General features: G+C 72.7%; 16 protein-coding genes. 9 read left to right on the top strand and 7 right to left on the bottom strand.

The features are described 5' to 3' along the window. Positions 1 to 81: 81 nt before the first annotated feature. Complete coding sequence (locus ACYVO2_RS18775; protein WP_461009017.1) at positions 82 to 1,782, top strand: acyl-CoA mutase large subunit family protein; 1,701 nt, start codon at positions 82 to 84, stop codon at positions 1,780 to 1,782. On the opposite strand, the gene ACYVO2_RS18780 is transcribed toward ACYVO2_RS18775, so the two are convergent. Continuing rightward, positions 1,758 to 2,402, bottom strand: coding sequence for a TetR/AcrR family transcriptional regulator (locus ACYVO2_RS18780; protein ID WP_461009044.1), 645 nt, complete (start codon positions 2,400 to 2,402; stop codon positions 1,758 to 1,760). The two genes, ACYVO2_RS18775 and ACYVO2_RS18780, sit on opposite strands and share 25 nt — an antisense overlap. Positions 2,403 to 2,956: 554 nt before the next feature. Here ACYVO2_RS18780 and ACYVO2_RS18785 point away from each other — a divergent pair. The 4 genes from ACYVO2_RS18785 to ACYVO2_RS18800 all read left to right on the top strand — a co-directional run bounded on the left by ACYVO2_RS18785 (position 2,957) and on the right by ACYVO2_RS18800 (position 7,429). After that, positions 2,957 to 3,916: a tetratricopeptide repeat protein gene (locus tag ACYVO2_RS18785; RefSeq protein WP_461009018.1), complete on the top strand. Its 960-nt coding sequence runs from the start codon at positions 2,957 to 2,959 to the stop codon at positions 3,914 to 3,916. A gap of 686 nt (positions 3,917 to 4,602) precedes the next feature. Then, complete coding sequence (locus ACYVO2_RS18790) at positions 4,603 to 5,238, top strand: DUF6230 family protein (RefSeq protein WP_461009019.1); 636 nt, start codon at positions 4,603 to 4,605, stop codon at positions 5,236 to 5,238. A gap of 156 nt (positions 5,239 to 5,394) precedes the next feature. Then, entirely contained in the window at positions 5,395 to 5,946 is a 552-nt protein-coding gene (locus ACYVO2_RS18795; RefSeq protein WP_461009020.1) for a DUF6114 domain-containing protein, read from the top strand. Between the two features lie 124 nt (positions 5,947 to 6,070). After that, positions 6,071 to 7,429, top strand: a complete 1,359-nt coding sequence (locus tag ACYVO2_RS18800) for a hydrogenase expression protein HypF (protein ID WP_461009021.1) — start codon at positions 6,071 to 6,073, stop codon at positions 7,427 to 7,429. A gap of 78 nt (positions 7,430 to 7,507) precedes the next feature. Here the strand turns inward: ACYVO2_RS18800 and pyk are convergent, their stop codons facing one another. From pyk to pta, 3 genes are all read right to left on the bottom strand, one after another. Further along, a complete protein-coding gene (gene pyk, locus ACYVO2_RS18805) occupies positions 7,508 to 8,935 on the bottom strand; it encodes a pyruvate kinase (protein ID WP_461009022.1) in 1,428 nt (475 codons plus the stop codon). Positions 8,936 to 9,212: 277 nt separating this feature from the next. After that, positions 9,213 to 10,445 carry an acetate kinase gene (locus ACYVO2_RS18810; RefSeq protein ID WP_461009023.1) on the bottom strand — a complete coding sequence of 411 codons (1,233 nt, stop codon included), beginning with the start codon at positions 10,443 to 10,445 and terminating at the stop codon, positions 9,213 to 9,215. 73 nt (positions 10,446 to 10,518) lie between these two features. Beyond that, complete coding sequence (gene pta, locus ACYVO2_RS18815; RefSeq protein ID WP_461009024.1) at positions 10,519 to 12,666, bottom strand: phosphate acetyltransferase; 2,148 nt, start codon at positions 12,664 to 12,666, stop codon at positions 10,519 to 10,521. A gap of 341 nt (positions 12,667 to 13,007) precedes the next feature. Between pta and ACYVO2_RS18820 the strand changes: the two genes are divergently transcribed. Further along, complete coding sequence (locus ACYVO2_RS18820) at positions 13,008 to 14,033, top strand: ATP-dependent 6-phosphofructokinase (RefSeq protein WP_461009025.1); 1,026 nt, start codon at positions 13,008 to 13,010, stop codon at positions 14,031 to 14,033. Between the two features lie 52 nt (positions 14,034 to 14,085). Here the strand turns inward: ACYVO2_RS18820 and ACYVO2_RS18825 are convergent, their stop codons facing one another. Both ACYVO2_RS18825 and ACYVO2_RS18830 read right to left on the bottom strand, forming a co-directional pair. Continuing rightward, the gene (locus ACYVO2_RS18825) at positions 14,086 to 14,796 is read right to left on the bottom strand and encodes a response regulator (RefSeq protein WP_461009026.1); all 711 of its coding nucleotides are present in this window, start codon (positions 14,794 to 14,796) and stop codon (positions 14,086 to 14,088) included. Continuing rightward, positions 14,793 to 16,508 carry a sensor histidine kinase gene (locus ACYVO2_RS18830; protein WP_461009027.1) on the bottom strand — a complete coding sequence of 572 codons (1,716 nt, stop codon included), beginning with the start codon at positions 16,506 to 16,508 and terminating at the stop codon, positions 14,793 to 14,795. Before ACYVO2_RS18830 ends, ACYVO2_RS18825 begins: the two co-directional genes overlap by 4 nt. A 182-nt stretch (positions 16,509 to 16,690) precedes the next feature. On the opposite strand from ACYVO2_RS18830, the gene ACYVO2_RS18835 reads away from it, so the two are divergent. Next, positions 16,691 to 18,118: a cation:dicarboxylate symporter family transporter gene (locus ACYVO2_RS18835; protein WP_461009028.1), complete on the top strand. Its 1,428-nt coding sequence runs from the start codon at positions 16,691 to 16,693 to the stop codon at positions 18,116 to 18,118. Between the two features lie 262 nt (positions 18,119 to 18,380). On the opposite strand, the gene ACYVO2_RS18840 is transcribed toward ACYVO2_RS18835, so the two are convergent. Continuing rightward, positions 18,381 to 21,032, bottom strand: coding sequence for a glycosyltransferase family 1 protein (locus ACYVO2_RS18840; RefSeq protein WP_461009029.1), 2,652 nt, complete (start codon positions 21,030 to 21,032; stop codon positions 18,381 to 18,383). A gap of 782 nt (positions 21,033 to 21,814) precedes the next feature. On the opposite strand from ACYVO2_RS18840, the gene ACYVO2_RS18845 reads away from it, so the two are divergent. Both ACYVO2_RS18845 and treS read left to right on the top strand, forming a co-directional pair. Beyond that, positions 21,815 to 23,848 (top strand): alpha-1,4-glucan--maltose-1-phosphate maltosyltransferase, encoded by a 2,034-nt coding sequence (locus ACYVO2_RS18845; protein ID WP_461009030.1) that lies wholly within the window; start codon positions 21,815 to 21,817, stop codon positions 23,846 to 23,848. Continuing rightward, a complete protein-coding gene (treS, locus tag ACYVO2_RS18850; RefSeq protein ID WP_461009031.1) occupies positions 23,845 to 25,548 on the top strand; it encodes a maltose alpha-D-glucosyltransferase in 1,704 nt (567 codons plus the stop codon). The genes ACYVO2_RS18845 and treS overlap by 4 nt, the downstream gene beginning before the upstream one ends. Positions 25,549 to 25,734: the final 186 nt, after the last annotated feature.

Here is a 25,734-nt window from a genome sequence, read left to right on the forward strand (position 1 = left end):
GAACGTACTGCCGACAATTACTAGGACGTCCGATAGTTGGAAGCCCTAGTAATCCCGGGGCGGACCGGAAGGCGGAGCAAGGTGGACGCAGCTTCCCTCGAGGAGGGCCGCCGCCGCTGGCAGGCGCGGTACGACGCGGCGCGCAAGCGCGACGCGGACTTCACCACCCTCTCGGGCGCGCCGGTGGAGCCGGTGTACGGCCCGCCGCCGGGCGCCGTCGTGCCGGGCTTCGAGCGCATCGGCTGGCCCGGCGAGTACCCCTTCACCCGCGGCCTGTACCCCACCGGCTACCGCGGCCGCACCTGGACGATCCGCCAGTTCGCGGGGTTCGGCAACGCCCGGCAGACCAATGAGCGCTACCGCATGATCCTCGAGGCGGGCGGCGGCGGCCTGTCCGTCGCGTTCGACATGCCGACGCTGATGGGCCGCGACTCCGACGACCCGCGCTCCCTCGGCGAGGTGGGCCACTGCGGGGTGGCGGTGGACTCCGCCGCCGACATGGACGTCCTGTTCGACGGCATCCCGCTCGGCGACGTCACCACCTCGATGACGATCTCCGGGCCCGCCGTGCCCGTCTTCTGCATGTACCTGGTGGCCGCCGAGCGGCAGGGCGTCGACCCAGGCACGCTCAACGGCACCCTCCAGACGGACATCTTCAAGGAGTACATCGCGCAGAAGGAGTGGCTGTTCGCCCCGGAGCCGCACCTGCGCCTGATCGGCGACCTGATGGAGTACTGCGCCTCGCGCATCCCCGCCTACAAGCCGCTGTCCGTCTCCGGCTACCACATCCGCGAGGCCGGGGCCACGGCCGCCCAGGAGCTGGCGTACACCCTCGCGGACGGCTTCGGCTACGTGGAGCTCGGCCTCAGCCGCGGCCTGGACGTGGACGTGTTCGCGCCGGGCCTGTCCTTCTTCTTCGACGCGCACGTGGACTTCTTCGAGGAGATCGCCAAGTTCCGCGCCGCCCGCAGGATCTGGGCGCGCTGGATGCGGGACGTCTACGGGGCGCGGTCCGACAAGGCGCAGTGGCTGCGCTTCCACACCCAGACCGCGGGGGTGTCGCTCACCGCCCAGCAGCCCTACAACAACGTGGTGCGCACCGCGGTGGAGGCCCTGGCGGCGGTGCTCGGCGGCACCAACTCGCTGCACACCAACGCCCTGGACGAGACCCTGGCCCTGCCGTCGGAGCAGGCGGCGGAGATCGCGCTGCGCACCCAGCAGGTGATCATGGAGGAGACCGGCGTGGCCAACGTCGCCGACCCGCTCGGCGGCTCGTGGTACGTCGAGGCGCTCACCGACCGGATGGAGCAGGAGGCGGAGGCCGTCTTCGACCGGATCAAGGAGCTCGGGAAGCGCGCCGTGCCCGACGGGCAGCACCCGGTGGGACCGATGACCTCGGGCATCCTGCGCGGCATCGAGGAGGGGTGGTTCACCTCGGAGATCGCCGAGTCGGCGTTCCAGTACCAGCGGGCGCTGGAGAAGGGCGACAAGCGGGTGGTGGGGGTGAACTGCCACCACGGTTCGGTCACCGGGGACCTGGAGATCCTGCGCATCAGCCACGAGGTCGAGCGGGAGCAGGTGCGGATGCTCGCCGAACGCCGGGCGCGCCGGGACGACGCGGCGGTGCGGGCGGCGCTCGCGGCCATGGTGGCCGCGGCCAGGGACGGCGGCAACATGATCGAGCCGATGCTGGACGCGGTGCGCGCCGAGGCCACGCTCGGGGAGGTCTGCGGGGCGCTGCGGGAGGAGTGGGGCTCCTACACCGAGCCCGCGCGGTTCTGACCCGACGACCGCAGGCCGTCGAGCAGCAGGGCGGTGAACCGCTCCGCCCAGCGCTCGTCCACCGGCTCCGCGCTGACCAGCGTGCGGTGGATCACGGCTCCGGCGATGACGTCGAAGACCAGGTCGATTGTCGCCGAGGGGTCGCCGTCGTCCCCGGGCAGCTCCCCGCGCTCCTGGGCCCGGCGGCGGCCCAGCACGACCAGGTTCTTCTGCGGGGCCACGATGACCTCGCGGATGCGCCTGCGCAGCGCCGGGTCGCGGGTGGACTCGGCGACCACCGCCATCAGCGCAGTCCTGGTCTCGGGCTGGTCCAGCAGCGCGGCGAACCGCCGCACCACGCACTCCACGTCGGCCCGCAGGCTGCCGAGGTCGGGCAGCTCCATGCCCTCGCCGAACACCGCCGCGACGGCGTCCACCACCAGCGCGCTCTTGGACGGCCAGCGCCGGTAGAGCGTGGTCTTGGCCACGCCCGCGCGGGCGGCCACGTCACCCATCGTCAGCTTGGCCCAGCCCAGGTCCACCAGGGCCGCCCTCGTGGCGCGCAGGATCGCCCGGTCCGCCTCGGCGCTGCGCGGCCGGCCGGAGCGCCGGGCGGCTCCCGGGGCCTCGTCGTCGGCCATGGAGGAACCCGCCACGGCGCGGACTCTACCGCCACGCCGAGTGGCCGGAAGTGATCGGAACCACTCGACCCGCCGCGGCGCCGCGGCGGGTGGCCCGCATCGGGTGCGCCGGTCGCGGCGCGCCGGGACGGTTCGTCCGACGCGCCACCGGGACGCGGCTCCGGGCCCCGTCACGACCCCTGTCCCCGCCCCGGCAAACCCCGCCCCGGGCGGGCCTGGACCTCGTCCCCGAGGCGGGCGGGCGGAGGCCGCCGGTCCGTGGCCGGGCCGCCTGCCAAGGGGCGTTCGGTGGTGGACCGGTGGGGGAACGGTGTGACTCCGCACACGATCACCGCGCGGGGGCCGCGGGGGGTTGCGGGGAGGACCGGCGGTGGAGTTACGCTACGGCCCGTAGCGAAAAGCGGCCCGCGCGGCCGCCGCTCGTCGTCGCCGAGGGCGGGAGGGGACCCCGCCCACCTGGGAGTCCGCCCGTTCGCGGCGGGCGGAGCGCCGACGCGGGCGGTGGATGCCGGGGCCTGTTCACGCATACCGCGCAGAGGGGGGAGGATTGACCCATGCAGCCACGGAACATGTCCATGAGCGGTGTGGTCGACCTCGCCGCGGTGAAGGCGGCGGGAGAAGCCGCGCAGAAGGCCCAGCAGGCACGTGAGGCGGCGTCCTCCGGCGGCGCCGGCGGGGCCGCCGGGAACCTCGTGTACGACGTCACCGAGGCCACGTTCGAGAACGACGTCCTCCAGCGCTCCACGCGCGTCCCGGTCGTCATCGACTTCTGGGCCGAGTGGTGCGGCCCCTGCAAGCAGCTCGGCCCGGTGCTGGAGAAGCTGGCCCACTCCTACGGCGGCCGGTTCGTGCTCGCCAAGATCGACGTGGACGCCAACCAGATGCTGGCCCAGCAGTTCGGCATCCAGGGGATCCCCGCGGTGATGGCGGTGGTCGCGGGCCAGTTGGTGCCGCTGTTCCAGGGGGCGCTGGGCGAGGCCCAGGTCCGCCAGTACCTGGACCAGCTCATCCAGGTCGCGGAGCGGCAGTTCGGGATCGTCGGCGAGGCCGCGGAGGCGGCGGACGAGGAAGAAGAGCAGCCCCGCGCGCCGCAGACCCCGGAGGAGATCGCCCTGTCCGCGGCGCACGACGCGCTGGACCGGGGCGACCTCGGCGGCGCCGTCCAGGCGTACCGCAACGTCCTGTCGGACAACCCGGCCAACGCCGAGGCCAAGGCGGGGCTCGCCCAGGCGGAGCTGCTGCGCCGGGTGGAGGGCGCCGACGCGACGGCGGTGCGCGCCGCGGCCGCCGGGGCCCCGGCCGACGTGGACGCGCAGATCGCCGCGGCCGACCTGGACATGGTCGGCGGGCATGTGGAGGACGCGTTCGGGCGGCTGGTGGAGACCGTCCGCCGGGTGGCGGGCGAGGACCGGGACAAGGCCCGGGTGCACCTGCTGAGCCTGTTCGAGGTGATCGGCACGGACGACCCGCGCGTGGTCAAGGCGCGTCAGGCGCTGGCCCGGGTGCTGTTCTGACCGGCCCCTCCCGGCCGTCCGGCAGCGGCCACCGGAGGGTTGTCCGCTGCTGACAATCCGTCTCTCAAACGACTGACAAGCGCTCCGCTTTACCAAAACTTGGCAAAGCGGGGCGCTTGTTACTGTCGGTAAATGATCTTTTTGTGCGGTGACGGATAGGGGGGTCATCGCCCCCTTTTGTCATCCGCTGTCCCGCGCACGGACCGTGGTCGCGGTGGCCGGGAACCTCCAAGATCCTTCATGACTTCGTTACTCACTGGTAACGAACCACTTGTGCGGCCGCTCCTGATGGACCACGATCGGCCACGCTCGGTCCATTCCCGAAGCCGGCAGCCGGTCGGCGCCTCGGTGACTGGGTCCCCACCGGGCGCGGGCGGCGGACGTGTTCCGCCGTCCGGGGACAGGGGGGTCCCCGTCGACCGGGCGGGGCCTGTCCAGCAAGGTTGCGCGAGAGCGTGGCCAGTGGTTGTCGCTCGGGGGTGATCGCCGATGCCACCGGTCGTACCGCCCACGCCCGCGTGGACGGTTCCGGCTCGGGGCGCACCAGGCCGGTGCCGCCCCGTCTCAGCCACGACCCGTGGAGGCCGACGGCGCTCTCCTTCCCGAGGACGTAGCACTTCTCCCCTCCCAGGTCTGTTCGCCCTGAGCGCGCAGCCGGAGATGTACGTCCCAGAAGGAGGAAAGTCATGAAGTCCCAGGCTCGTGGCCGCACCAGATGGAAGCGGTTCGCTGTCGTCATGGTGCCGAGTGTGGCCGCGACCGCCGCGATCGGCGTGGCGATCGGTCAGGGTGCGCTCGCCGCGTCGTTCAGCGTCTCCGGCCAAGAGTTCAAGGTCACGACCGACAAGCTCGTCGGCACCGGGTTCTCCCAGTACGGCGCGCTCAACGACGGCGCCGGCGGCACGAAGCGGCCGGTGGCGGTCTCGGCGTTCGAGCACGCGGAGATCACCAACCTCTGCCAGTCCGTCGTGGTGCCCGTGCCGATCTTCGGTGACGTCACACTGAAGCTCAACGCGGGCGGCAACGGCGAGAACGTCACCGCCGAGAACCTCTACATCGACCTCGACCACCTCGAGGCCGACGCGACGTTCACGAACATCGACATCGGCGTCTCCGTCAACGGCATCAACAAGGGCCCGAAGCAGAAGGAGCCCGAGGACCAGCGCAAGGTCCTGCCGGGCTCGTTCGCGCAGCAGGCGGAGACGGCGGTGCTCACCGGCGTCAAGCAGAAGGCATGGGCCACCAGTGCCGGTACCTTCAAGCTCAGCGGGTTGCAGATGGACGTCAGCAAGGGCAGTGGCCCGAAGAAGGAATGCTACTGACCTGACCGGCGGGTGACGGAGGGGCGGCCTGGTCGCGGGCAGCGCGGTCGCCCGTCCCTTCGCACCCGTCCGTCTCCGCGGCCGTCACCGCGCCGCCCCGTCCTTGGAAACACCGAACGATCGATCGTGACCGATCGCCACGCAGGGAGCTGCCACATGACCAGCGCCACTTCGACACGCTCGCTGACGGACGGGTTCGGGAAGGCGCGCGACGCCTTCCGCGCGTGGCGGTGGTCGCGCCCGTTCTGGGCGGGTCTGCTGACCATGTTCGCCGGGGTGCCGATCATGTACATCCCCTACCGCAACGTCACCATGGGCCAGCTCCAGTTCCGCATGGCCACCACGACGGGATCGGCGTCGCTGATCATCGGCGTGCTGCTGGTGGTGCTGGGACTGACCATGTGGTTCCAGTCGGTGGTGCGGGTCTTCGCCGGGATCGCCTCGATCCTGCTGTGCCTGGTGTCCCTGGTCGTGTCCAACTTCGGTGGGCTCTTCGTGGGATTCCTGCTCGGCCTCCTCGGCGGCGGCCTCGCCGTCGCGTGGGTGCCGGGGCAGAGCGGAGACGGCGGCGGCGAGCGGGTGGACGGTCCAGCCCGCGCCCCCTTGAAGGACGCCGACGGCGCGCGGGGCGCCGACGGGTCCGAGCCCGCCGCGGTGGGCGCGGGGGCGGAAGACGACTCAACGAACGGAGGGCACCGTGCCGGGTGAAGAGGTGCGAGCCGAGGCCGGCGGTGGCAGCCGGCCGAAAACCGGGCCGCGGCACGCAGCTCCACGCAGATCACTGCTCCACCGGATCCAGGTCCCCGCCGGCAAGGCGATCGCGCTGGCGGCCATGCCGACGGCCGTGCTCATGGGCATGGGACTGACCCCTCGACTGGCCCAGGCGGACGAGGTGTCCAAGGACAAGTTCACGGCCGGGCCGTGCGTGACGGCGCCGGACAAGGCGGGTGAGGAGGAGAAGGAGCCGGAGCAGGACAAGGCCCCGGACAAGGCTTCCGACAAGGCCTCGGACAAGGACGCCAAGGACGCGGGCAAGGAGAGCGGCAAGGACACCGGCAAGGCCGGCGAGGACGCGAAGCCGCCCGCGGACGGGCAGCCCGTGAAGCCCGCGCCCTCCGAGACTGCCTCCACCCTGCCCGCCGGCTCCGACAAGGAGCCGGACAAGGGCGAGGAGGACCAGCAGGACGGCGGCGAGGGCTCCGGCGGCACCGGCGGGGCGGACGAGCCCGCCCCGAAGCCGGAGGAGAGCGGCCCGTCCACCGAGCCCGTCGAGCAGCGGCCCGGCCTGCTCGACCCCATCCTCGGCCCGATCGGTGACCTGCTGAACCCGGACCGGGACAAGGACGGCGAGGACACGGCGCAGCAGCCGCCCGCCGCCTCGGACCCGTCCACCCCGTCCACGCCCTCCACGCCGCCCGCGGCCGACGAGGACAAGACCCCCGAGGACGAGGCACCGCAGGACGAGGCACCGCAGGACAAGGCACCTCAGGACAAGGAATCGCAGCAGAAGACCGGGGACACCGGGGCCGAGACGGACCCGGTGGCCGGGGAGCGGGACGAGGTCGACGCGGGTAGCGGCGCCGAGGACGAGGCGGCCGAGGACGGCAAGACGGACGACAAGCCCGAGGACGACAAGGCCGCTGACGGCAAGACGGACGACAAGCCCGCCGACGAGGCCGCCGAGGGGACCGATCCCGCCGACGGACCGGCCGGCTACCCCTGCCCGGAGGAGAAGAAGGTCCCCGGCACCGACGAGGTCACGGACAACGCCCTGCCGAACACGAGCTGGGTCCTGGAGTCCACGCGCCTGGACCTGCACGGCCTGGCGTACCACGGGGTGGTGAACGTCACCCGCCAGAACGGGCAGACCGTCCAGGCGCTGAAGTTCACCGCCTCCGGCCTGGACATCGGGAACCTGCACCAGATAGTGAACGGCGAGAACGGGTACGACTACCACGTGCAGGCCCGCGACGGCAGCACCTCGTCGTTCGAGAACGGCACGGTGACGATGTACACCGAGCGGCTGAAGGGCAAGCTGCTCGGCATCATCCCGATCGAGTTCGACGCCGAGCACGAGCCGCCGCTGGTCCTCCCGGAGCTGTTCTTCACCGACGTCACGGTCACCCAGGTGGCCCAGTACGGCGGCACCCTGAACATCCCCGGCATGCGGGTGTACACCACACCCCAGTGACCGGCGGGGCACGGGCACGGCACGCCAGGGGCGCCTCCGCGGACCGCGGAGGCGCCCCTGGCGTGTGGTGTGCCGGGCCTACTCGCCGGGCGCGGTGAGGTGGTGCACCCGGACCATGTTGGTGGTGCCGGGGACGCCGGGCGGGGAACCCGCGGTGACGATGACGATGTCGCCCTCGCGGTAGCGGTTGGTCCGCAGCATCGCCGCGTTGACCTGCTCGACCATCTCGTCGGTGGTGTTCATCCAGTGCGCCACGAAGGTGTCCACGCCCCAGCTCAGCGTGAGCTGGTTGCAGGTGTCCTGGTCGGTGGTGAACGCCACGATCGGGATGGGGGAGCGGTAGCGGCACAGGCGCCGGGCGGTGTCGCCGGACTTGGTGAACGCCACCAGGGCCTTCGCGCCCAGGTAGTCGCCGATCTCGGCGGCGGCGCGGGCCACCGAGCCGCCCTGGGTGCGCGGCTTCTTGCCCGGCACCAGCGGCTGGAGGCCGCGGCTGAGCAGCTCCTCCTCGGCCGCCGCGACGATCTTCGACATCGTCTTGACGGTCTCGATCGGGTACTTGCCGACGGACGACTCGGCCGACAGCATCACCGCGTCGGCGCCGTCGAGGATGGCGTTGGCCACGTCGGACGCCTCGGCGCGGGTGGGCCGCGAGGAGCTGATCATCGACTCCATCATCTGGGTGGCGACGATCACCGGCTTGGCGTTGCGGCGGCACAGCTCGATCAGGCGCTTCTGCACCAGCGGCACCCGCTCCAGCGGGTACTCCACGGCGAGGTCGCCGCGGGCCACCATCACCGCGTCGAACGCCGAGACGACGTCCTCCATGTTCTCCACGGCCTGCGGCTTCTCGACCTTGGCGATCACCGGGACGCGGCGGCCCTCCTCGTCCATGACGCGGTGCACGTCCATGACGTCCTTGGCGTCGCGGACGAAGGACAGCGCGATCATGTCGGCGCCGAGCCGCAGCCCGAAGCGCAGGTCCTCCACGTCCTTCTCGGACAGCGCGGGCACGTTCACCGCGACTCCGGGCAGGTTGATGCCCTTGTGGTCGGAGACGACGCCGCCCTCGATGACGATGGTGTGGACGCGCGGGCCCTCCACCGCGGTCACCTCCAGGGTGACCGCGCCGTCGTTGATCAGGATCCGCTCGCCCTTGGTGACGTCGCCGGGCAGGCCCTTGTAGGTGGTTCCGCAGATGTGCCGGTCGCCCTCGACGTCCTCGGCGGTGATGGTGAACTCGTCCCCGCGCTTCAGCTCGACCGGCCCGTCCTTGAAGGTCTCGAGGCGGATCTTGGGGCCCTGGAGGTCGAAGAGCACCCCGACGGGGCGGCCCAGGGCCTCGGCGGCCTGGCGCACGCGGTGGAAGCGGGCCTCGTGCTCGGCGTGGGAGCCGTGGCTCATGTTGAAGCGGGCCACGTTCATCCCGGCTTCGATCATGGCCTTGAGCTGCTCGAAGCTGTCGACGGAGGGGCCCAGGGTGCAGACGATTTTGGCTCGGCGCATGAATATGATCCTATCCACCGGGATTTATTTGGAAAAATCTGGAGTGTCCCGGGTGAATGGGACACCTTGGGCGGTGCGGCTGTGCGGGCGGTACGGGCTGTGCCGCGCGCGGGCTGTGCGGTTGTCGGGCGGTGACGCGCGGGGCGACGGTACCGGAGCGGGCGCGCCTCCCCGCGGCGGGGCGCCGGGAAGCGGCACCCCGGCGGGCCCGGAGGGCTCGCGCGCAACCCGCCCGGGAGCCCCGCCGGGCGGCTCTCCCGGGGCTCTTCCTGTCGGGTTACCCGTTCACCAGCGCGTACGCCTGGCGGGCGATCTCCAGCTCCTCGTCGGTGGGCACCACCGCCACGGCGATCCGGCTGCCCTCCGCCGAGACCAGCCGCGCCGAGTCGCCGCGCAGGGAGTTGCGGAAGGCGTCCAGCTCCACCCCGAGCGGCGCCAGGCCCCGCAGCACCGCCTCGCGCACGGCCGCGGAGTTCTCGCCCACGCCCGCGGTGAACACGATCGCGTGCGCGCCCCCCGCCTCGGCGGCGAGCACCGCCAGGTAGGCGCCGACGTACTTGCGCAGCCGGTGGGCGTAGACGTCGAAGGCGAGCCGCGCCGCCTCGTCGCCCTCGCCGACGCGGCGGCCGATCTCGCGCATGTCGTTGTCCCCGCACAGGCCGAGCAGCCCGCTCCTGCGGTTGAGCAGGTTGTCGATCTCGTCCACCGACATCCCGCCGACCCGGGCCAGGTGGAACACCACGGCCGGGTCGATGTCGCCGGAGCGGGTGCCCATGACCAGGCCCTCCAGCGGGGTCAGGCCCATGGAGGTGTCCACGCACCGGCCGCGGGCCACCGCGGTGGCGCTCGCGCCGTTGCCCAGGTGCAGCACCACGGCGTTGAACTCCTCGGGCGCCCGGCCCAGCAACCGGGCCGCGGCGCGGGAGACGTAGGCGTGCGAGGTGCCGTGGAAGCCGTAGCGGCGCACCCCGTGCTTGTCCGCGGTCGCGGTCTCGACCGCGTACCGGGCCGCGTGCTCCGGCATGGTCGAGTGGAACGCCGTGTCGAACACCGCCACCTGCGGCAGGTCCGGGCGCAGGCGCCGGGCCACCTCGATGCCGGTGATGTTGGCCGGGTTGTGCAGCGGCGCCAGCGGCACCAGGCGGCGGACGGCGTCCAGCACCTCGTCGGTGACCAGGGTCGGCTCGGTGAACTCGGTGCCGCCGTGCACCACGCGGTGGCCGACCGCGGCCAGGCTCGGCGAGTCCAGGCCCAGGCCGTCCGCGGCGAGCTCGTCGGCGACGGCGCGCAGCGCGGCGGCGTGGTCCTCGATCCGGCCCTCGCGGGTGCGGGTGCCGCCCTCGGGGCCGTCCTCGCGGCCGCCGGTCAGGGTGTGGCTGACCCGGCCGCCGCTCTCGCCGATCCGCTCCACCAGGCCCTGGGCCAGGCGGGAGTCGTCGGCCATGTCGATGAGCTGGTACTTCACCGACGAGGAGCCGGAGTTGAGGACGAGGACCCGGGTGGGCTTCACGAGCGCTTCTCTTTCGACGGTGGTTTCGTGGGCGGGGCGCGGGCCGTCGGCCGCCGCGGGCGCGGACCGGCCGTCAGCCGCCGCGCACCGGGGACGCCGCGGACTGGGCCTGGATGGCCGTGATCGCCACGGTGTTGACGATGTCCTGCACCAGCGCGCCGCGGGACAGGTCGTTGACGGGCTTGCGCAGGCCCTGGAGCACCGGCCCGACCGCGACCGCGCCCGCGGAGCGCTGGACGGCCTTGTAGGTGTTGTTGCCCGTGTTCAGGTCGGGGAACACCAGCACGGTGGCCCGTCCGGCGACCGGCGAGTCGGGCAGCTTGGTCGCCGCCACCGTCGGCTCCACGGCCGCGTCGTACTGGATCGGGCCCTCCACCAGCAGCTCCGGGCGCCGCTCGCGCACCAGCTCGGTGGCCCGCCTGACCTTGTCGACGTCGGCGCCCGAGCCGGAGCTGCCCGTGGAGTACGACAGCATCGCCACCCGCGGCTCCACCCCGAACTGGGCCGCCGTCTCCGCCGAGGAGATCGCGATGTCCGCGAGCTGCGCGGCGTCCGGGTCCGGGTTGACCGCGCAATCGCCGTACACCAGCACCCGGTCGGCCAGGCACATGAAGAACACCGACGAGACGATCGAGGCGCCGGGCGCCGTCTTGATGATCTCGAAGGCGGGCCTGATGGTGGCCGCGGTGCTGTGCACCGCGCCGGACACCATGCCGTCGGCCAGCCCCTCCTGGACCATCAGCGTGCCGAAGTAGGTGACGTCGGAGACGACGTCGTGGGCGAGCTCCACGGTGACGCCCTTGTGCGCCCGCAGGCCCGCGTAGCGCTCGGCGAACCGGTCCCGCAGCGGGGAGGCGGCCGGGTCGATCACGCGGGCGCAGGCCGGGGCGCCCGGCTCGGGCAGCCGGTCCAGGGCGATGGCCAGCCCCAGGTCGGCGATCCGCTTGCGCACCGCGTCCTCGTCGCCGAGCAGCGTCAGGTCGCACACGTTGCGCCGCAGCAGCACCTCGGCCGCGCGCAGCACCCGCTCCTCGGTGCCCTCGGGGAGCACGATGTGGCGGCGGTCGCCGCGGGCCCGCTCCAGCAGGTCGTGCTCGAACATCATCGGGGTGACCCGCTCGGTGCGCGCCACCGACAGACGGGCCGTCAGCGCGGCGGTGTCCACGTGCATCTCGAACAGGCCGAGCGCCGTCTCCGCCTTGCGCGGGCTCGCCGCGGTCAGGCGGCCCTCCAGGCGGCTCAGCGAGGTCGCGGTCGGGTAGCTCAGGCCGGGCACGGAGATGACGGGGGTGCCGGGGGCGAGCCGGGACGCGAGGGCGGCGACCTGGTCGCTGGGGCGCTCGTCCAGGGTGAGCAGCAGCCCGGCGATCGGCGGGGAGCCCGCGGCGTGGGCGGCCAGCGAACCGATGATCAGATCGGCGCGGTCGCCGGGGGTCAGGACCAGGCAGCCCTCGGTCAGGGCCTTGAGGAACGTCGGCAGCATCGCGCCGCCGAACACCACGTCGCGCACGTCCCGGGACAGCCCCGCGGCGTCCCCGAGCAGCACCTCGCCGCCGACCGCCTCCACCACCTGCGCCACCGTGGGCGCGGCCAGGGCGGGCTCGTCCGGCAGGACGTACACCGGCACGGGCAGCCTCGCCGCCAGCTTGGCCGCCACCGCCTCCCGGTCCGCGGGGGCGACCCGGTTGGCGACCATGGCCAGGATGTCGCAGCCCAGGTCGTGGTAGGCGCGGTAGGCGTTGTGGACCTCGGCGCCGACCGCCTCCTCGCTCTGCCCGAGGCCGCCCACCACGGGCAGCACGGAGGCGCCGAACTCGTTGGCCAGGCGGGCGTTGAAGGCCAGCTCGGCCGGGATGTTGGTGTCGCCGAAGTCGGTGCCGAGCACCAGCACGGCCTCATGGCCGCGCTCGGCCTCGCGGAAGCGGTCCACGAGCCGGGAGACCAGCTCGTCCATGCCCGCCTCGGCCTGGAGGGCGGCGGCCTCCTCGTACGTCATGCCGTACAGCCGCTCGGCGGGGATCTCCAGGCGGTAGCGGCCGCGCAGCAGGTCGGCGATGTGGTCGCGGCGCAGTCCTGAGGCCGCGGCGGGGTCGGCGTGGACCAGTGGCCGGAACACGCCCACCCGGTCCACCTGGCGGGTCAGCAGCTCCATGACCCCCAGTTCCACGACCTGGCGGCCGTCGCCGCGTCCGATCCCCGTGACGTACACGCTGCGTGCCACGCGCGCTCTCCGATCTTCGCTCTCGCGGAGGTCTGGTGCGCACCGCAGTCCCCGGAACGGATCCGGCAAAACCACTGCGATGACCTCTTGACAATACCGCCCGCTGTGAGTAGTGCGCGTAGCGGGTCCCGGTTTGGGTGTGTGGCCCGCGCCCGGGGCGGGCCCGCCGGGGCCCGAGGAGCGGGGCTCGCCGGGACGCGCCCGGGATCACCGGGGGTGAATGTCTCCCCTGGGCCTGGGCAGGGTTGTAGCAGTGGCCGGGGTCGGGCGCGAGATGCGGGCGTGGGCGGCGCGGTCGATAGTTCTTGTTGTCGGACGAATCACGCCAGGAGTTACCGGACATGCGCATCGGCATCCTCACCAGCGGCGGCGACTGCCCCGGGCTGAACGCGGTGATCCGTTCCGTGGTGCACCGCGGGGTGGCCGAGCACGGTGACGACGTCATCGGGTTCGAGGACGGTTTCAAGGGGCTCATCGAGGGCCGCTACCGCCATCTGGACCTGGACTCCGTCAGCGGCATACTGCCCCGCGGCGGCACCGTCCTCGGCTCGGCCCGGGTCGAGCGCGCCCGGCTGCGCGAGGCGGCCGAACGCACCGGGGAGCTGATGGACACCCTGGGCCTGGAGGCGCTGATCCCGATCGGCGGCGAGGGCACGCTCACCGCGGCGCGGATGCTCAGCGAGGCGGGCATGCCGGTCGTCGGCGTGCCGAAGACCATCGACAACGACATCTCGTCCACCGACGTCACCTTCGGCTTCGACACCGCCGTCGGCGTGGCCACCGAGGCGATCGACCGGCTGAAGACCACCGCGGAGTCCCACCAGCGGGTGATGGTGGTGGAGGTCATGGGGCGGCACGCGGGCTGGATCGCCCTGCACGCGGGCATGGCGGGCGGCGCGCACGCCATCCTCATCCCCGAGCGGCCGTTCCACGTGGACGACCTGTGCGAGATGGTGGACGCCCGGTTCGCCCGCGGCAAGAAGTTCGCGGTGGTGGTGGTCGCCGAGGGCGCGCACCCGGCGCCGGGCGAGATGGACTACGCCAAGGGCCCCATCGACCCGTACGGGCACGAGCGGTTCGCGGGGATCGGCAACCGGCTGGCCAGGGAGCTGGAGAAGCGCCTCGGCAAGGAGGCCAAGCCCGTCATCCTCGGCCATGTGCAGCGCGGCGGCACGCCCACGCCGTACGACAGGGTGCTGGCCACCCGCTTCGGCTGGCACGCCATCGAGGCCGTGCACAAGGGCGCGTTCGGGATGATGACGGCGCTGCGCGGCACCGAGATCGAACTGGTGCCGCTGGCGGAGGCGGTGTCCCGGCTGAAGACGGTGCCGCCGGAGCGGTGCGAGGAGGCGGAGTCGGTGTTCTGACGGCGCCGACGGCTCCCGCCCCCCGCCGTCCCGCTCGCCCCGCCGGGCGCGCTCAGCCGCCGCCCGCCCACCGGTAGCACAGCTCGGGCCGCCCCACCTGCCCGTACTGCGGGCTGCGCGCCGCCAGGCCGGTGTCCACCAGGTGCTCCAGATACCGGCGCGCCGTGATCCGGGACACCCCCACGGCCGCCCCGGCCGCCCCCGCGGACAGTCCCTCCTCGGCCTCCCGCAGCGCCGCGGTGACCGCCTCCAGGGTGGGCCCGCTCAGGCCCTTGGGCAGCACCGCGGTCCCGGGTGCCCGCAGCGCCGACAGCGCCCGGTCCACGTCGTCCTGGCTGGACGCCTCGCCCTGACGCGCCAGGTCCTCCCGGAACCGGGCGTACCGCTCCAGGCGGTCGCGCAGCGTCGGGTAGGTGAACGGCTTGAGCAGGTACTGCACCACGCCCACGGACACCGCCTGCCGCACCATGGCCAGGTCCCGCGCCGAGGTCACGGCGATCACGTCGGCGGTGTGCCCGGCGGCGCGCAGCGAGCGGCACACGTTCAGCCCGTGCCCGTCCGGCAGGTACAGGTCCAGCAGGACCAGGTCCACCTGCCGGTCGCCGCCCCCGCCGCGCGCGGTGCCGGGCCGCCCCAGGAACTGGAGGGCCTCGGTGCCCGAGTGCACCACGCCGGCCACGCCGAACCCCGGCACCCGCTCGACGTACATCCGGTGCGCGTCCGCCGCGACCACGTCGTCCTCGACCACCAGCACCCTGATCACCGCAGCCGCGCCCCTTCCGGTTCCCGAGCGACCCGCTCCCGCCGGGCCGGCGGCAGCCGGACGGTGAACTCGGCGCCGCCCCCGCCGTCCCCGCCCCCGGCGGCGCCGACCTCCACGGTGCCGCCGTTGCGCCGCGCCGCCTGCTCCACCAGCGCGAGCCCCAGGCCGTGCCCGTGGGGGCGGTCGTCGGCCTTGGTGGTCCAGCCGCGCCGGAACACCTGGCGGGCCGCCTCCGGGTCGATGCCGGTGCCGTTGTCGCGGACCCGCACCAGCAGCCCGTCGTCGTCGGCGCGGGCGGTGACGGTGACGCGGGGCCGCTCGCCGGTGCGGGCGGCGCCGTCGATGGCCGCGTCCACGGCGTTGTCGATGAGGTTGCCGAGGATGGTGACCAGGTCGCGGGAGCCGAGCCAGGCCGGGAGCACCCCGTCGTCGATCCGGCTGTCCTCGGTGAGGGTGAGCTCGGCGCCGCGCTCGCTGGCCTGCGCCGCCTTGCCCAGCAGCAGCGCGGCCAGCACCGGCTCGGCGACCGAGCCCACCACCTGGTCGGTGAGCGCCTGGGCGAGCTCCAGCTCGGCGGTGGCGAACTCCACCGCCTCCTGGGCCCGGCCGAGCTCGATCAGCGACACCACGGTGTGCAGCCGGTTGGCGGCCTCGTGCGCCTGGGCGCGCAGCGCCTCGGCGAAGCCGCGCACCGAGTCCAGCTCGCCGGTGAGGGCCTGGAGCTCGGTGTGGTCGCGCAGGGTGACGACGGTGCCGCCGCCGGACTCGGCGATGGGGGAGGTGCTGACCACCACGACCCGGTCGGCGGTCAGGTGCACCTCGTCCACCCGGGGCTCGTCCGAGGTGAGCGCGGCCGTCAGCGACGGCGGCAGGGCGAGCTCGGTGACATGGCTGCCCTCGGGGTGCTCCGGCAGGCCGAGCAGGGCGCGCCCGCCGTCGTTGCACAGGGCGACCCGCCGCCGCCCGTCGAGCAGCAGCAGGCCCTCGCGCACCGCGTGCAGGGTGGCCTGGTGGTAGTCGTACATGCGGCTGAGCTCGGCGGCGCCCATGCCGTGGGTGTGGCGGCGCAGCCGCGCGTTGACCACGTAGGTGCCGAGCCCGCACAGGGTGAGCGCCGCCACGGCGACGCCGATCAGCGGCAGCAGTTGCCGGCTGACCCGCGCGGCGATGGCGTCCACCGTGATCCCGGCGCTGACCAGGGCGACCACCTGCCCGTCGGCGCCGCGCACGGGGGCGACGGCGCGCACGGAGCGGCCCAGGGTCCCCTCGTAGGTCTCGGTGAACGTCTCGCCGCGCAGGGCGGGCCCGGTGTGGCCGAGGAACTTCTCCCCGATCCGCCGCGGGTCGGGGTGGGTGTAGCGGGTGCCGTCCGGCTTCATGATCGTGACGAAGGCGACGCCGGCGTCCCGCCTCACCTGTTCGGCGTAGGGCTGGAGGACCGCGCTCGGGTCGGCGCCTTCCCGGCCGGTGACCGCATCGCGCACGGTCGGCGCGGCGGCGGTGGCGGCCGCGACCGCGACGGCCTCCTCCCGCGCGGACTCCTCGGCCTGGGCGTGCGCGTTGAACCAGGCGAGGACCGCGCAGCCGATCACGACCGCGGCGACCACCACGACCTGCATGGCGAACAACTGCCCGGCAAGGCTCCGCCGCCGCGGGCGGTGCGGGCCGGGGCGCCGTCCGGGGCGGGGGCGCCGGGGTCGATTTCTGGCCATGGGCTCAAGTGTGCCTATCGCACGACAAGATCGTTTCTCGGGCGTGAACAGGGCGTTTCCGTCCGGCTTCGTGAACGAAATGAACGCAAGCGTGACGGGCGTCACTCCGCCAAGGATATTCAGCGGGACCCCTTCAGCTAACGGTGGCTAACGGGTCCAGTTGTTGGAGCAAGGAGATCGCCATGGCTGCGGACACCGCGCCCGCCACACAGCGCCCGGTCAAGCGCCGGGACCGGACCCACTACCTGTACATCGCCGTGATCGCCGCGGTGCTGATCGGCATCCTGGTCGGTCTCGCGGCGCCCGACACGGCCAAGGAACTCAAGCCGCTGGGCACCGGCTTCGTGAACCTGATCAAGATGATGATCTCGCCGATCATCTTCTGCACGATCGTGCTCGGCGTCGGCTCGGTCCGGAAGGCGGCCAAGGTCGGCGCCGTCGGCGGCATGGCCCTGCTGTACTTCACCGCCATGTCCACGGTGGCGCTGGCCATCGGCCTCGTCGTCGGCAACGTCCTCCACCCCGGCGACAACCTCCACCTCACCGAGAGCGCCAAGGAGGTCGGCCACACCCAGGCCGAGGGCGCCAGCGAGTCCACGGTGGACTTCCTGCTCGGCATCATCCCCAAGACGATGGTCTCCGCCTTCACCGAGGGCGAGGTCCTCCAGACCCTGCTGATCGCCCTGCTGGTCGGCTTCGCCCTCCAGGCCATGGGCAACGCGGGCGAGCCCGTGCTGCGCGGCATCGGGCACATCCAGCGGCTGGTCTTCCGCGTGCTCGCCATGATCATGTGGGTGGCCCCGGTCGGCGCGTTCGGCGCCATCGCCGCGGTCGTCGGCGAGACGGGCGTGGACGCGCTGAAGAGCCTGGCCGTGATCATGCTCGGCTTCTACGCGACCTGCGTGGTGTTCGTCTTCGCCGTCCTCGGCACGCTGCTGTGGGTGTTCGCCCGGGTCAACATCTTCACCCTGCTGAAGTACCTGGGCCGCGAGTTCCTGCTGATCCTGGCCACCTCCTCCTCGGAGTCCGCGCTGCCGCGCCTGATCGCCAAGATGGAGCACCTGGGCATCAGCAAGCCGGTCGTCGGCATCACCGTCCCCACCGGCTACTCCTTCAACCTCGACGGCACCGCCATCTACCTGACCATGGCCTCGCTGTTCATCGCCGAGGCGATGGGCGACCCGCTGTCGGTCGGCGAGCAGATCTCCCTGCTGGTCTTCATGATCATCGCCTCCAAGGGCGCGGCGGGCGTCACCGGCGCCGGCCTGGCCACCCTCGCCGGCGGCCTCCAGTCCCACCGCCCCGAGCTGGTGGACGGCGTCGGCCTGATCGTCGGCATCGACCGCTTCATGTCCGAGGCCCGCGCCCTGACCAACTTCGCCGGCAACGCGGTCGCCACCGTCCTGATCGGCACCTGGACCAAGGAGATCGACCGGGACCGCGCCCGGCAGGTCCTCGCCGGGTCCATCCCCTTCGACGAGGCCACCCTCGTGGACGACCACGCCCCGTACGGCGGCGACACGGACCGGGACGCGGACGGGGGCGCGCCGTCCCTGACCAAGCAGCCCTCCGACGGCAGCCCGGAGCGCAAGGAACCGGCCGCCGTCTAGGCACCAGGACCGCCGGTCCCCCGGAGGACGGACGCGAGGCAGCCCCTCACCCCGCGAAGGCTGCCTCGCGTCCCCCCGCCGGACCGGCCCGAACGGGCGGCGCCCACTCCCCACCCCGGCGCCGCCCACCCCGGCGGGGGTCCGGCCGCCGCGGAACACCCCCCCCCTCCGCGGCCGACGGACAACCCTCCCCCGCCGGACGAAGCCGGGGGCGCCCCCGAGAGAACAGGGCGCCCCCGGCTCGGGGTGTTCGGCCTGCGGATCAGCGCAGCAGCCCCGACGACATCCCCTCCGACTCGGGCGGCACCGTGATCAGGCCGCACTCGGCGCTCGTCGCCAGCAGCGGGTGCGCCGGCAGGATCCGCACCGTGTAGCCGAACGGGCCCGTGCGGTCCAGGGGCAGCGGGCCCTCGTACAGGCAGTGCCCCTCCAGGTCGGGCCGGGCGGTGGGCTTCAGCGACGTCACCGAGCCGTCCTCGATGCGGTCCGCGGCGTCCACCCGGCCCGCCACCACCTGCACGTCCACGTCCGCCGGGTCCAGGCCGCCCAGCGCCACCTGCACCCGCAGGTTCAGCGTGCTGCCCAGCTCGGGCGCGTCCTCCAGGCCCGTGGTCTCCACGTGGTCCACGGCCACCCTCGGCCACGCCTGGCGGACCCTGGCCTTCCACGCGGCCAGGTCCCGGGCGCCCGCGCCGCCGTCCGCCGCGACCTGCCGGTGCGCCCGCGCCGCCGGGGCGTAGAGGCGCTCCACGTACTCGCGCACCATCCGCCCGGCCACCACCTTCGGGCCGAGGGTCACCAGGGTGTGCCGGACCATCTCGATCCAGCGCCCCGGCAGCCCGGAGGCGTCGGTGTCGTAGAAGCGCGGCGCGACCTGGTTCTCGATCAGGTCGTACAGCGCCGCCGCCTCCAGGTCGTCCCTGCGGTCGGGGTCGGTGCCGGGGACGTCCGCGGTGGGGATCGCCCAGCCGTTGTCGCCGTCGAACCACTCGTCCCACCAGCCGTCCAGCACCGACAGGTTCAGGCAGCCGTTGAGCGCCGCCTTCATCCCCGAGGTGCCGCACGCCTCCAGCGGGCGCAGCGGGTTGTTCAGCCACACGTCGCAGCCGGGGTACAGATGCTGCGCCATGCCCATGCCGTAGTCGGGCAGGAACACGATCCGGTGCCGCACCCTGGCGTCGTCGGCGAACCGCACCAGCTCCTGCACCAGGCGCTTGCCGCCGTCGTCGGCCGGGTGCGCCTTGCCCGCCACCACGATCTGCACCGGCCGGGTCGGGTGCAGCAGCAGCGAGGCGAGCCGCTCCTGGTCGCGCAGCATCAGGGTGAGCCGCTTGTAGGACGGCACCCGGCGGGCGAACCCGATGGTCAGCACGTCCGGGTCCAGCACCTCCCGCACCCAGCCCAGCTCGGCGTCGCCCGCCCCGCGCTGGCGCCACGAGTCGTACAGCCGCCGCCGCACGTCCTCCACCAGCTTCTCCCGCAGGGTGCGCCGCAGCTCCCACACGGTCTGGTCGGGGATGCCGGAGACGGCCTCCCAGGGCGAGGACGACCCCACCGTCATGGCCCGCTCGGTGCGCTCGGCCCCGAACTGCGCCGCGCCCAGCGCCCACACCTCGGGGGCCACCCAGGTCGGGGCGTGGACGCCGTTGGTGATCGAGGTGATCGGCACCTCGGCGGCGTCGAAGCCCGGCCACAGGCCGCTGAACATCCCCCGGCTGACGCCGCCGTGCAGCGTGCTCACCCCGTTGGCGCGCTGGGCCAGGCGCAGGCCCATCACCGCCATGTTGAACACGCCCGGGTCGCCGCCCTGGTAGCTCTCGGTGCCCAGCTCCAGGATCCGGTCCACCGGGACGCCCGGCAGCGCGCCGTCGTCGCCGAAGTGCCGGGCCACCAGGTCCCGGCCGAACCGGTCGATCCCGGCGGGCACCGGCGTGTGGGTGGTGAAGACGGTGCCGGCGCGCACCGCCTCCAGGGCCGCGTCGAACGGCAGCCCCTCCGCCATCAGCTCGCGGATGCGCTCCAGGCCGAGGAAGCCCGCGTGGCCCTCGTTGGTGTGGAACACCTCCGGCGCGGCGTGGCCGGTCAGCCGGCAGAACGCGCGCACCGCGCGCACCCCGCCGATGCCGAGCAGGATCTCCTGGAGCAGCCGGTGCTCGCTGCCGCCGCCGTACAGGCGGTCGGTGACGTCGCGTTCCGCGGCGCTGTTCTCCTCCACCGCGGAGTCGAGCATCAGCAGCGGCACCCGCCCCACCTGGGCGCGCCAGATCTGGGCGCGCAGCCGCCGGCCGCCGGGCAGGTCGATGGTGACGCAGGCCGGGGAGCCGTCGTCCTCGCGCAGCAGGGCCAGCGGCAGCTCGTTCGGGTCGAGCACCGGGTAGTGCTCCTGCTGCCAGCCCTCCCGGGACAGGGACTGGCGGAAGTAGCCGTGGCGGTACAGCAGGCCCACGCCGACCACCGGCACGCCGAGGTCGGAGGCCGACTTCAGGTGGTCGCCGGCGAGGATGCCCAGGCCGCCGGAGTACTGGGGGAGGGCGGCGGTGATGCCGAACTCGGGGGAGAAGTAGGCGATGGCGGAGGGCAGCGGCGAGGTGCCGCCGGCCGCGGCGCCCTCCGCCACGGCGCCCTGGTACCAGCGCGGATTGGTCAGATAGTCGTGCAGGTCCTCGGTGACGGTGGCGAGCCTTCTGAGGAACCTTCGGTCGCGGGCGAGAGCGGTGAGCCGCTCGGCGGGCACCTCGCCGAGGAGCCGCACCGGGTCCCCGCCCGTGGCCCGCCAGATGTCGGGATCCACGGACTGGAACAGGTCTCGGGTCTCGGGGCTCCAGGACCAGCGGAGGTTCTGGGCCAGTTCGGTCAGCGGCCGCAGGGGTTCCGGCAGCACGGTACGCACGGTGAAACGACGAATGGCCTTCACGCTTCGACGTTATCCGGGATGACCCGCCGTATTCGCTATTGCCCGCAATAGTCTCGCCTCCGTCGCCCGCCCGCCCTCCCGCCCGTCGCCCCGCCCACCACCCCAGGGGCGGGGCCGGTCCGGAGCGGCCGGGCGTGTCGGGGGGTTGCGTGACGCGTCGTCCTGAGCCGGGGTGGAGGGGCGCGGGGTGGGGCCCTGGGGCTCGCCGGGTCGTTGGCGCCTGCGGTGGGCCCGGCCTGTGTGGGTGCGCTGCCCTCCCCGGACGCGTGCCCCTCCTGCGGCGGCCCGACCCATGTGCCTTGTCCCGCCCTTACCGCGACGCGCGCCCGCCCTCCCCGGGTCCCCGTCGGGCCCACCCGTCCCCGCCCGCCCCGAAGCCCCGAGCCGTCGCCCCGCCGCCTCCTGTGGCCCCGTCAGCTCCCTCCCGCCGCCTCCCTTGCGGGGTCACGCACCATCGACTGCACGAAGATGGCTTCCTAGAGTGCAGACGGGGTAGCCGTCCCCCTGAGGGACCGGGCCGTCCGCGCGGGCGCACCTCGTGGCCGTGCGGCGGGGCACCCGTTGCTCCGTCATGCCCGAAACGTGAAGAAAACAGCATATTCACCGTTACGTTACGTTTCGCGGCGCTTGCAGGCTAATATCCTGGACTACCTCCCTTGATCCCGGGGTGTCCGGGGCCAACGGCGGGGAAGGCTCTCCGGAGCGCGAGCCCGTCGGAGACGGATCCACCCTCAAGTGCACACGACCCCCGTACGAGCCAGCCACTCCCCCCAGGTGAGGCAATGATCGGTCGTATTCCCGTCCTCGACGTCCGCCCTCTCGTGGAGTGCGGGCGCCGCCCCGCGAAAGCCGTCGTCGGCGAGACCTTCCAGGTCACCGCCACCGTGTTCCGAGAAGGCCACGACGCGGTCAACGCCAACGTGGTCCTGCGCGACCCGGAGGGCCGCCGCGGGCCGTGGACACCGATGCGCGAACTCGCCCCGGGCACCGACCGGTGGGGCGCGGAGGTCACCCCGACCCGCGAGGGCCGGTGGACCTACACCGTCGAGGCGTGGAGCGACCCGGTGGCCACCTGGCGGCACCACGCCGGCATCAAGGTCCCGGCCGGGATCGACGTGGCCCTGATGCTCGCCGAGGGCGCCGAGCTGCTGGAGCGCGCCGCCCGCAGGGTGCCGCGCACCGAGGGCCGCGAGGAGCTGCTCGAGGCGGTGCGGGCGCTGCGCGACGAGGAGCGCACGCCGCTGGCCCGCCTGGAGGCCGCCCTCTCGCCGCGGGTCACCCGGGTGCTGACCCGGCATCCGCTGCGCGAGCTGGTCACCGCGTCCCGGCCGCTGCCGCTGCTGGTGGAACGCAGAAGGGCCCTGTACGGGGCGTGGTACGAGTTCTTCCCGCGCTCCGAGGGCGCGGTGGTGGACCCCACCGGGCAGCGGCCGCCGCGCGGCGGGACGTTCCGCACCGCCGCCGAGCGCCTGCCCGCCGTGGCCGCGATGGGCTTCGACGTGGTGTACCTGCCGCCGATTCACCCGATCGGCACCACCTTCCGCAAGGGCCCCAACAACTCCGCCACGGCCGGGCCGCACGACGTCGGCTCGCCCTGGGCGATCGGGTCGCCCGACGGCGGCCACGACGCCGTCCACCCGGACCTGGGCACCATCGAGGACTTCGACGCCTTCGTGGCGCGGGCGCGCGAGCTCGGCATGGAGGTGGCGCTCGACTTCGCGCTCCAGTGCTCGCCGGACCACCCGTGGGTGGTCAAGCACCCGGAGTGGTTCGTCCACCGCGCCGACGGCACGATCGCCTACGCCGAGAACCCGCCGAAGAAGTACCAGGACATCTACCCGGTCGCGTTCGACCAGGACATGGCGGGCATCGTCGCCGAGACCGTGCGCGTCCTGCGGTACTGGATGGACCACGGGGTGCGCGTCTTCCGGGTGGACAACCCGCACACCAAGCCGGTGGTGTTCTGGGAGCGGGTCATCGCCGAGGTCAACGCCGCCGACCCGGACGTGGTCTTCCTGGCCGAGGCGTTCACCCGCCCGGCGATGATGCACACCCTGGCGAAGATCGGCTTCCAGCAGAGCTACACCTACTTCACCTGGCGCAACGGCAAGGACGAGCTCACCGAGTACCTCACCGAGCTGTCCGGCGACGCCGCGGCCTACATGCGGCCGAACTTCTTCGTGAACACGCCGGACATCCTGCACGCCTACCTCCAGCACGGCGGCAGGCCCGCGTTCGAGGCGCGGGCGGTGCTCGCGGCGACGCTCTCGCCCACGTGGGGCGTGTACTCGGGCTTCGAGCTGTGCGAGAACGCCCCGGTCCGCGCGGGCAGCGAGGAGTACCTCGACTCGGAGAAGTACCAGCTCAGGCCGCGTGACTGGCGGGGCGCCGAGGAGCGCGGCGAGAGCCTGGCGCCGCTGCTCACCACCCTGAACCGGATCCGCAGGGCGCACCCGGCCCTCCAGGAGCTGCGCAACCTGCGCTTCCACCACGTGGACAGCGACGCGCTGATCGCCTACAGCAAGCGCACCCGCGTCCCGCGGGACGCGGAGGGCGCCGAGGGCGGGCCGGGCGCGTGGGACACCGTCCTGGTGATCGTCAACCTCGACCCTCATCACACCCGAGAGGCCACCGTCTCGTTGAACATGCCGGAGCTGGGCCTGGAGTGGGACGGCTCCTTCGCCGTGCGCGACGAGCTCACCGGCGAGTCCTACCACTGGGGCAGGAGCAACTACGTGCGCCTGGAGCCGGGCAGGCGCCCCGCGCACGTGTTCTCACTGCGACCCACCCCGCAGATCGGAGGGTCACCCAATTGATCGTCAACGAACCCGTCCACGACACCTTCGAGGACACCCCGGCCAAGGACCGGGATCCGGAGTGGTTCAAACGGGCCGTCTTCTACGAGGTCCTCGTCCGCTCGTTCCAGGACAGCAACGGTGACGGCGTCGGCGACCTCAAGGGCCTGACCGCCAAACTGGACTACCTCCAGTGGCTCGGGGTGGACGTCCTGTGGCTGCCGCCGTTCTTCGCCTCCCCGCTGCGCGACGGCGGGTACGACGTGTCGGACTACACCGCGGTCCTCCCCGAGTTCGGCGACCTGGCGGACTTCGTCGAGTTCGTGGACTCGGCCCACCAGCGGGGCATGCGGGTGATCATCGACTTCGTCATGAACCACACCAGCGACCAGCACCCGTGGTTCCAGGCGTCCCGCACCGACCCCGACGGGCCGTACGGCGACTACTACGTGTGGGCCGACGACGACAAGCAGTACTCCGACGCGCGCATCATCTTCGTCGACACCGAGACCTCGAACTGGACGTTCGACCCGATCCGCAAGCAGTACTACTGGCACCGGTTCTTCAGCCACCAGCCCGACCTGAACTACGACAACCCCGCGGTCCAGGAGGAGATCCTGGCGGCGCTGAAGTTCTGGCTCGACCTCGGCATCGACGGCTTCCGCCTCGACGCCGTGCCCTACCTGTACGCCGAGGAGGGCACCAACTGCGAGAACCTCCCGGCCACCCACAAGTTCCTCAAGCGGGTCCGCGCCGAGATCGACGCGCACTACCCCGACACGGTGCTGCTCGCCGAGGCCAACCAGTGGCCCGAGGACGTCGTGGACTACTTCGGCGACTACTCCGTCGGCGGCGACGAGTGCCACATGGCGTTCCACTTCCCCGTCATGCCGCGCATCTTCATGGCGGTGCGCCGCGAGTCCCGCTACCCCGTCTCGGAGGTCCTGGCCAAGACGCCGGCGATCCCCTCCGGCTGCCAGTGGGGCATCTTCCTGCGCAACCACGACGAGCTGACCCTGGAGATGGTCACCGACGAGGAGCGCGACTACATGTACGCGGAGTACGCCAAGGACCCGCGCATGCGCGCCAACATCGGCATCCGGCGCCGCCTGGCCTCGCTGCTGGAGAACGACCGCAACCAGATCGAGCTGTTCACCGCGCTGCTGCTGTCCCTGCCCGGCTCGCCGATCCTGTACTACGGCGACGAGATCGGCATGGGCGACAACATCTGGCTCGGCGACCGGGACGCGGTGCGCACCCCCATGCAGTGGACCCCGGACCGCAACGCCGGGTTCTCCTCCTGCGACCCCGGGCGGCTGTCCCTGCCGGTGATCATGGATCCGGTGTACGGGTACCAGGTCACCAACGTCGAGGCGCAGATGAGCAACCACAGCTCGCTGCTGCACTGGACCCGCCGGATGATCGAGATCCGCAAGCAGAACGTCGCCTTCGGCCTCGGCTCCTACACCGAGCTGCCCTCGTCCAACCCCAGCGTGCTGGCCTACCTGCGCGAGTACGGGGACGACCTGGTGCTGTGCGTGAACAACTTCTCCCGGTTCGCGCAGCCCACCGAGCTGGACCTGCGGGCGTTCAACGGCAGCCACCCGGTGGAGCTGATCGGCGGCGTGCGCTTCCCCGCCATCGGCGAGTGGCCCTACCTGCTGACGCTCGCCGGGCACGGCTTCTACTGGTTCCGGCTCCGCCGCGACGAGGCGGGGTAGGCACCGCGACGGCCCGTCCGGAGAACTCCGGGCGGGCCGGTTTCTTCCGCCCGGCCCCGGGCAGGTTACTTCAACAACCGGACCGGTCGTAAAAAAAGCCCGTATGTCACAAGCCCGAAGGTCACACGCCGCAGTGCACGAAGGCGCAGTGGTGCGACACGTCGGAGACGCCCGTCCGGGAACGCG

It is taken from the genome of Streptomyces capparidis (assembly GCF_054782095.1).

Coding starts and splice junctions, on each gene's coding strand:
- ACYVO2_RS18780 (WP_461009044.1), bottom strand. CDS start 2,402: ATGGCCGACGACGAGGCCCCGGGAGCCGCCCGGCGCTCCGGCCGGCCG.
- ACYVO2_RS18845 (WP_461009030.1), top strand. CDS start 21,815: ATGATCGGTCGTATTCCCGTCCTCGACGTCCGCCCTCTCGTGGAGTGC.
- ACYVO2_RS18830 (WP_461009027.1), bottom strand. CDS start 16,508: ATGGCCAGAAATCGACCCCGGCGCCCCCGCCCCGGACGGCGCCCCGGC.
- ACYVO2_RS18820 (WP_461009025.1), top strand. CDS start 13,008: ATGCGCATCGGCATCCTCACCAGCGGCGGCGACTGCCCCGGGCTGAAC.
- ACYVO2_RS18785 (WP_461009018.1), top strand. CDS start 2,957: ATGCAGCCACGGAACATGTCCATGAGCGGTGTGGTCGACCTCGCCGCG.
- pyk (WP_461009022.1), bottom strand. CDS start 8,935: ATGCGCCGAGCCAAAATCGTCTGCACCCTGGGCCCCTCCGTCGACAGC.
- ACYVO2_RS18835 (WP_461009028.1), top strand. CDS start 16,691: ATGGCTGCGGACACCGCGCCCGCCACACAGCGCCCGGTCAAGCGCCGG.
- ACYVO2_RS18795 (WP_461009020.1), top strand. CDS start 5,395: ATGACCAGCGCCACTTCGACACGCTCGCTGACGGACGGGTTCGGGAAG.
- ACYVO2_RS18800 (WP_461009021.1), top strand. CDS start 6,071: ATGCCGACGGCCGTGCTCATGGGCATGGGACTGACCCCTCGACTGGCC.
- ACYVO2_RS18790 (WP_461009019.1), top strand. CDS start 4,603: ATGAAGTCCCAGGCTCGTGGCCGCACCAGATGGAAGCGGTTCGCTGTC.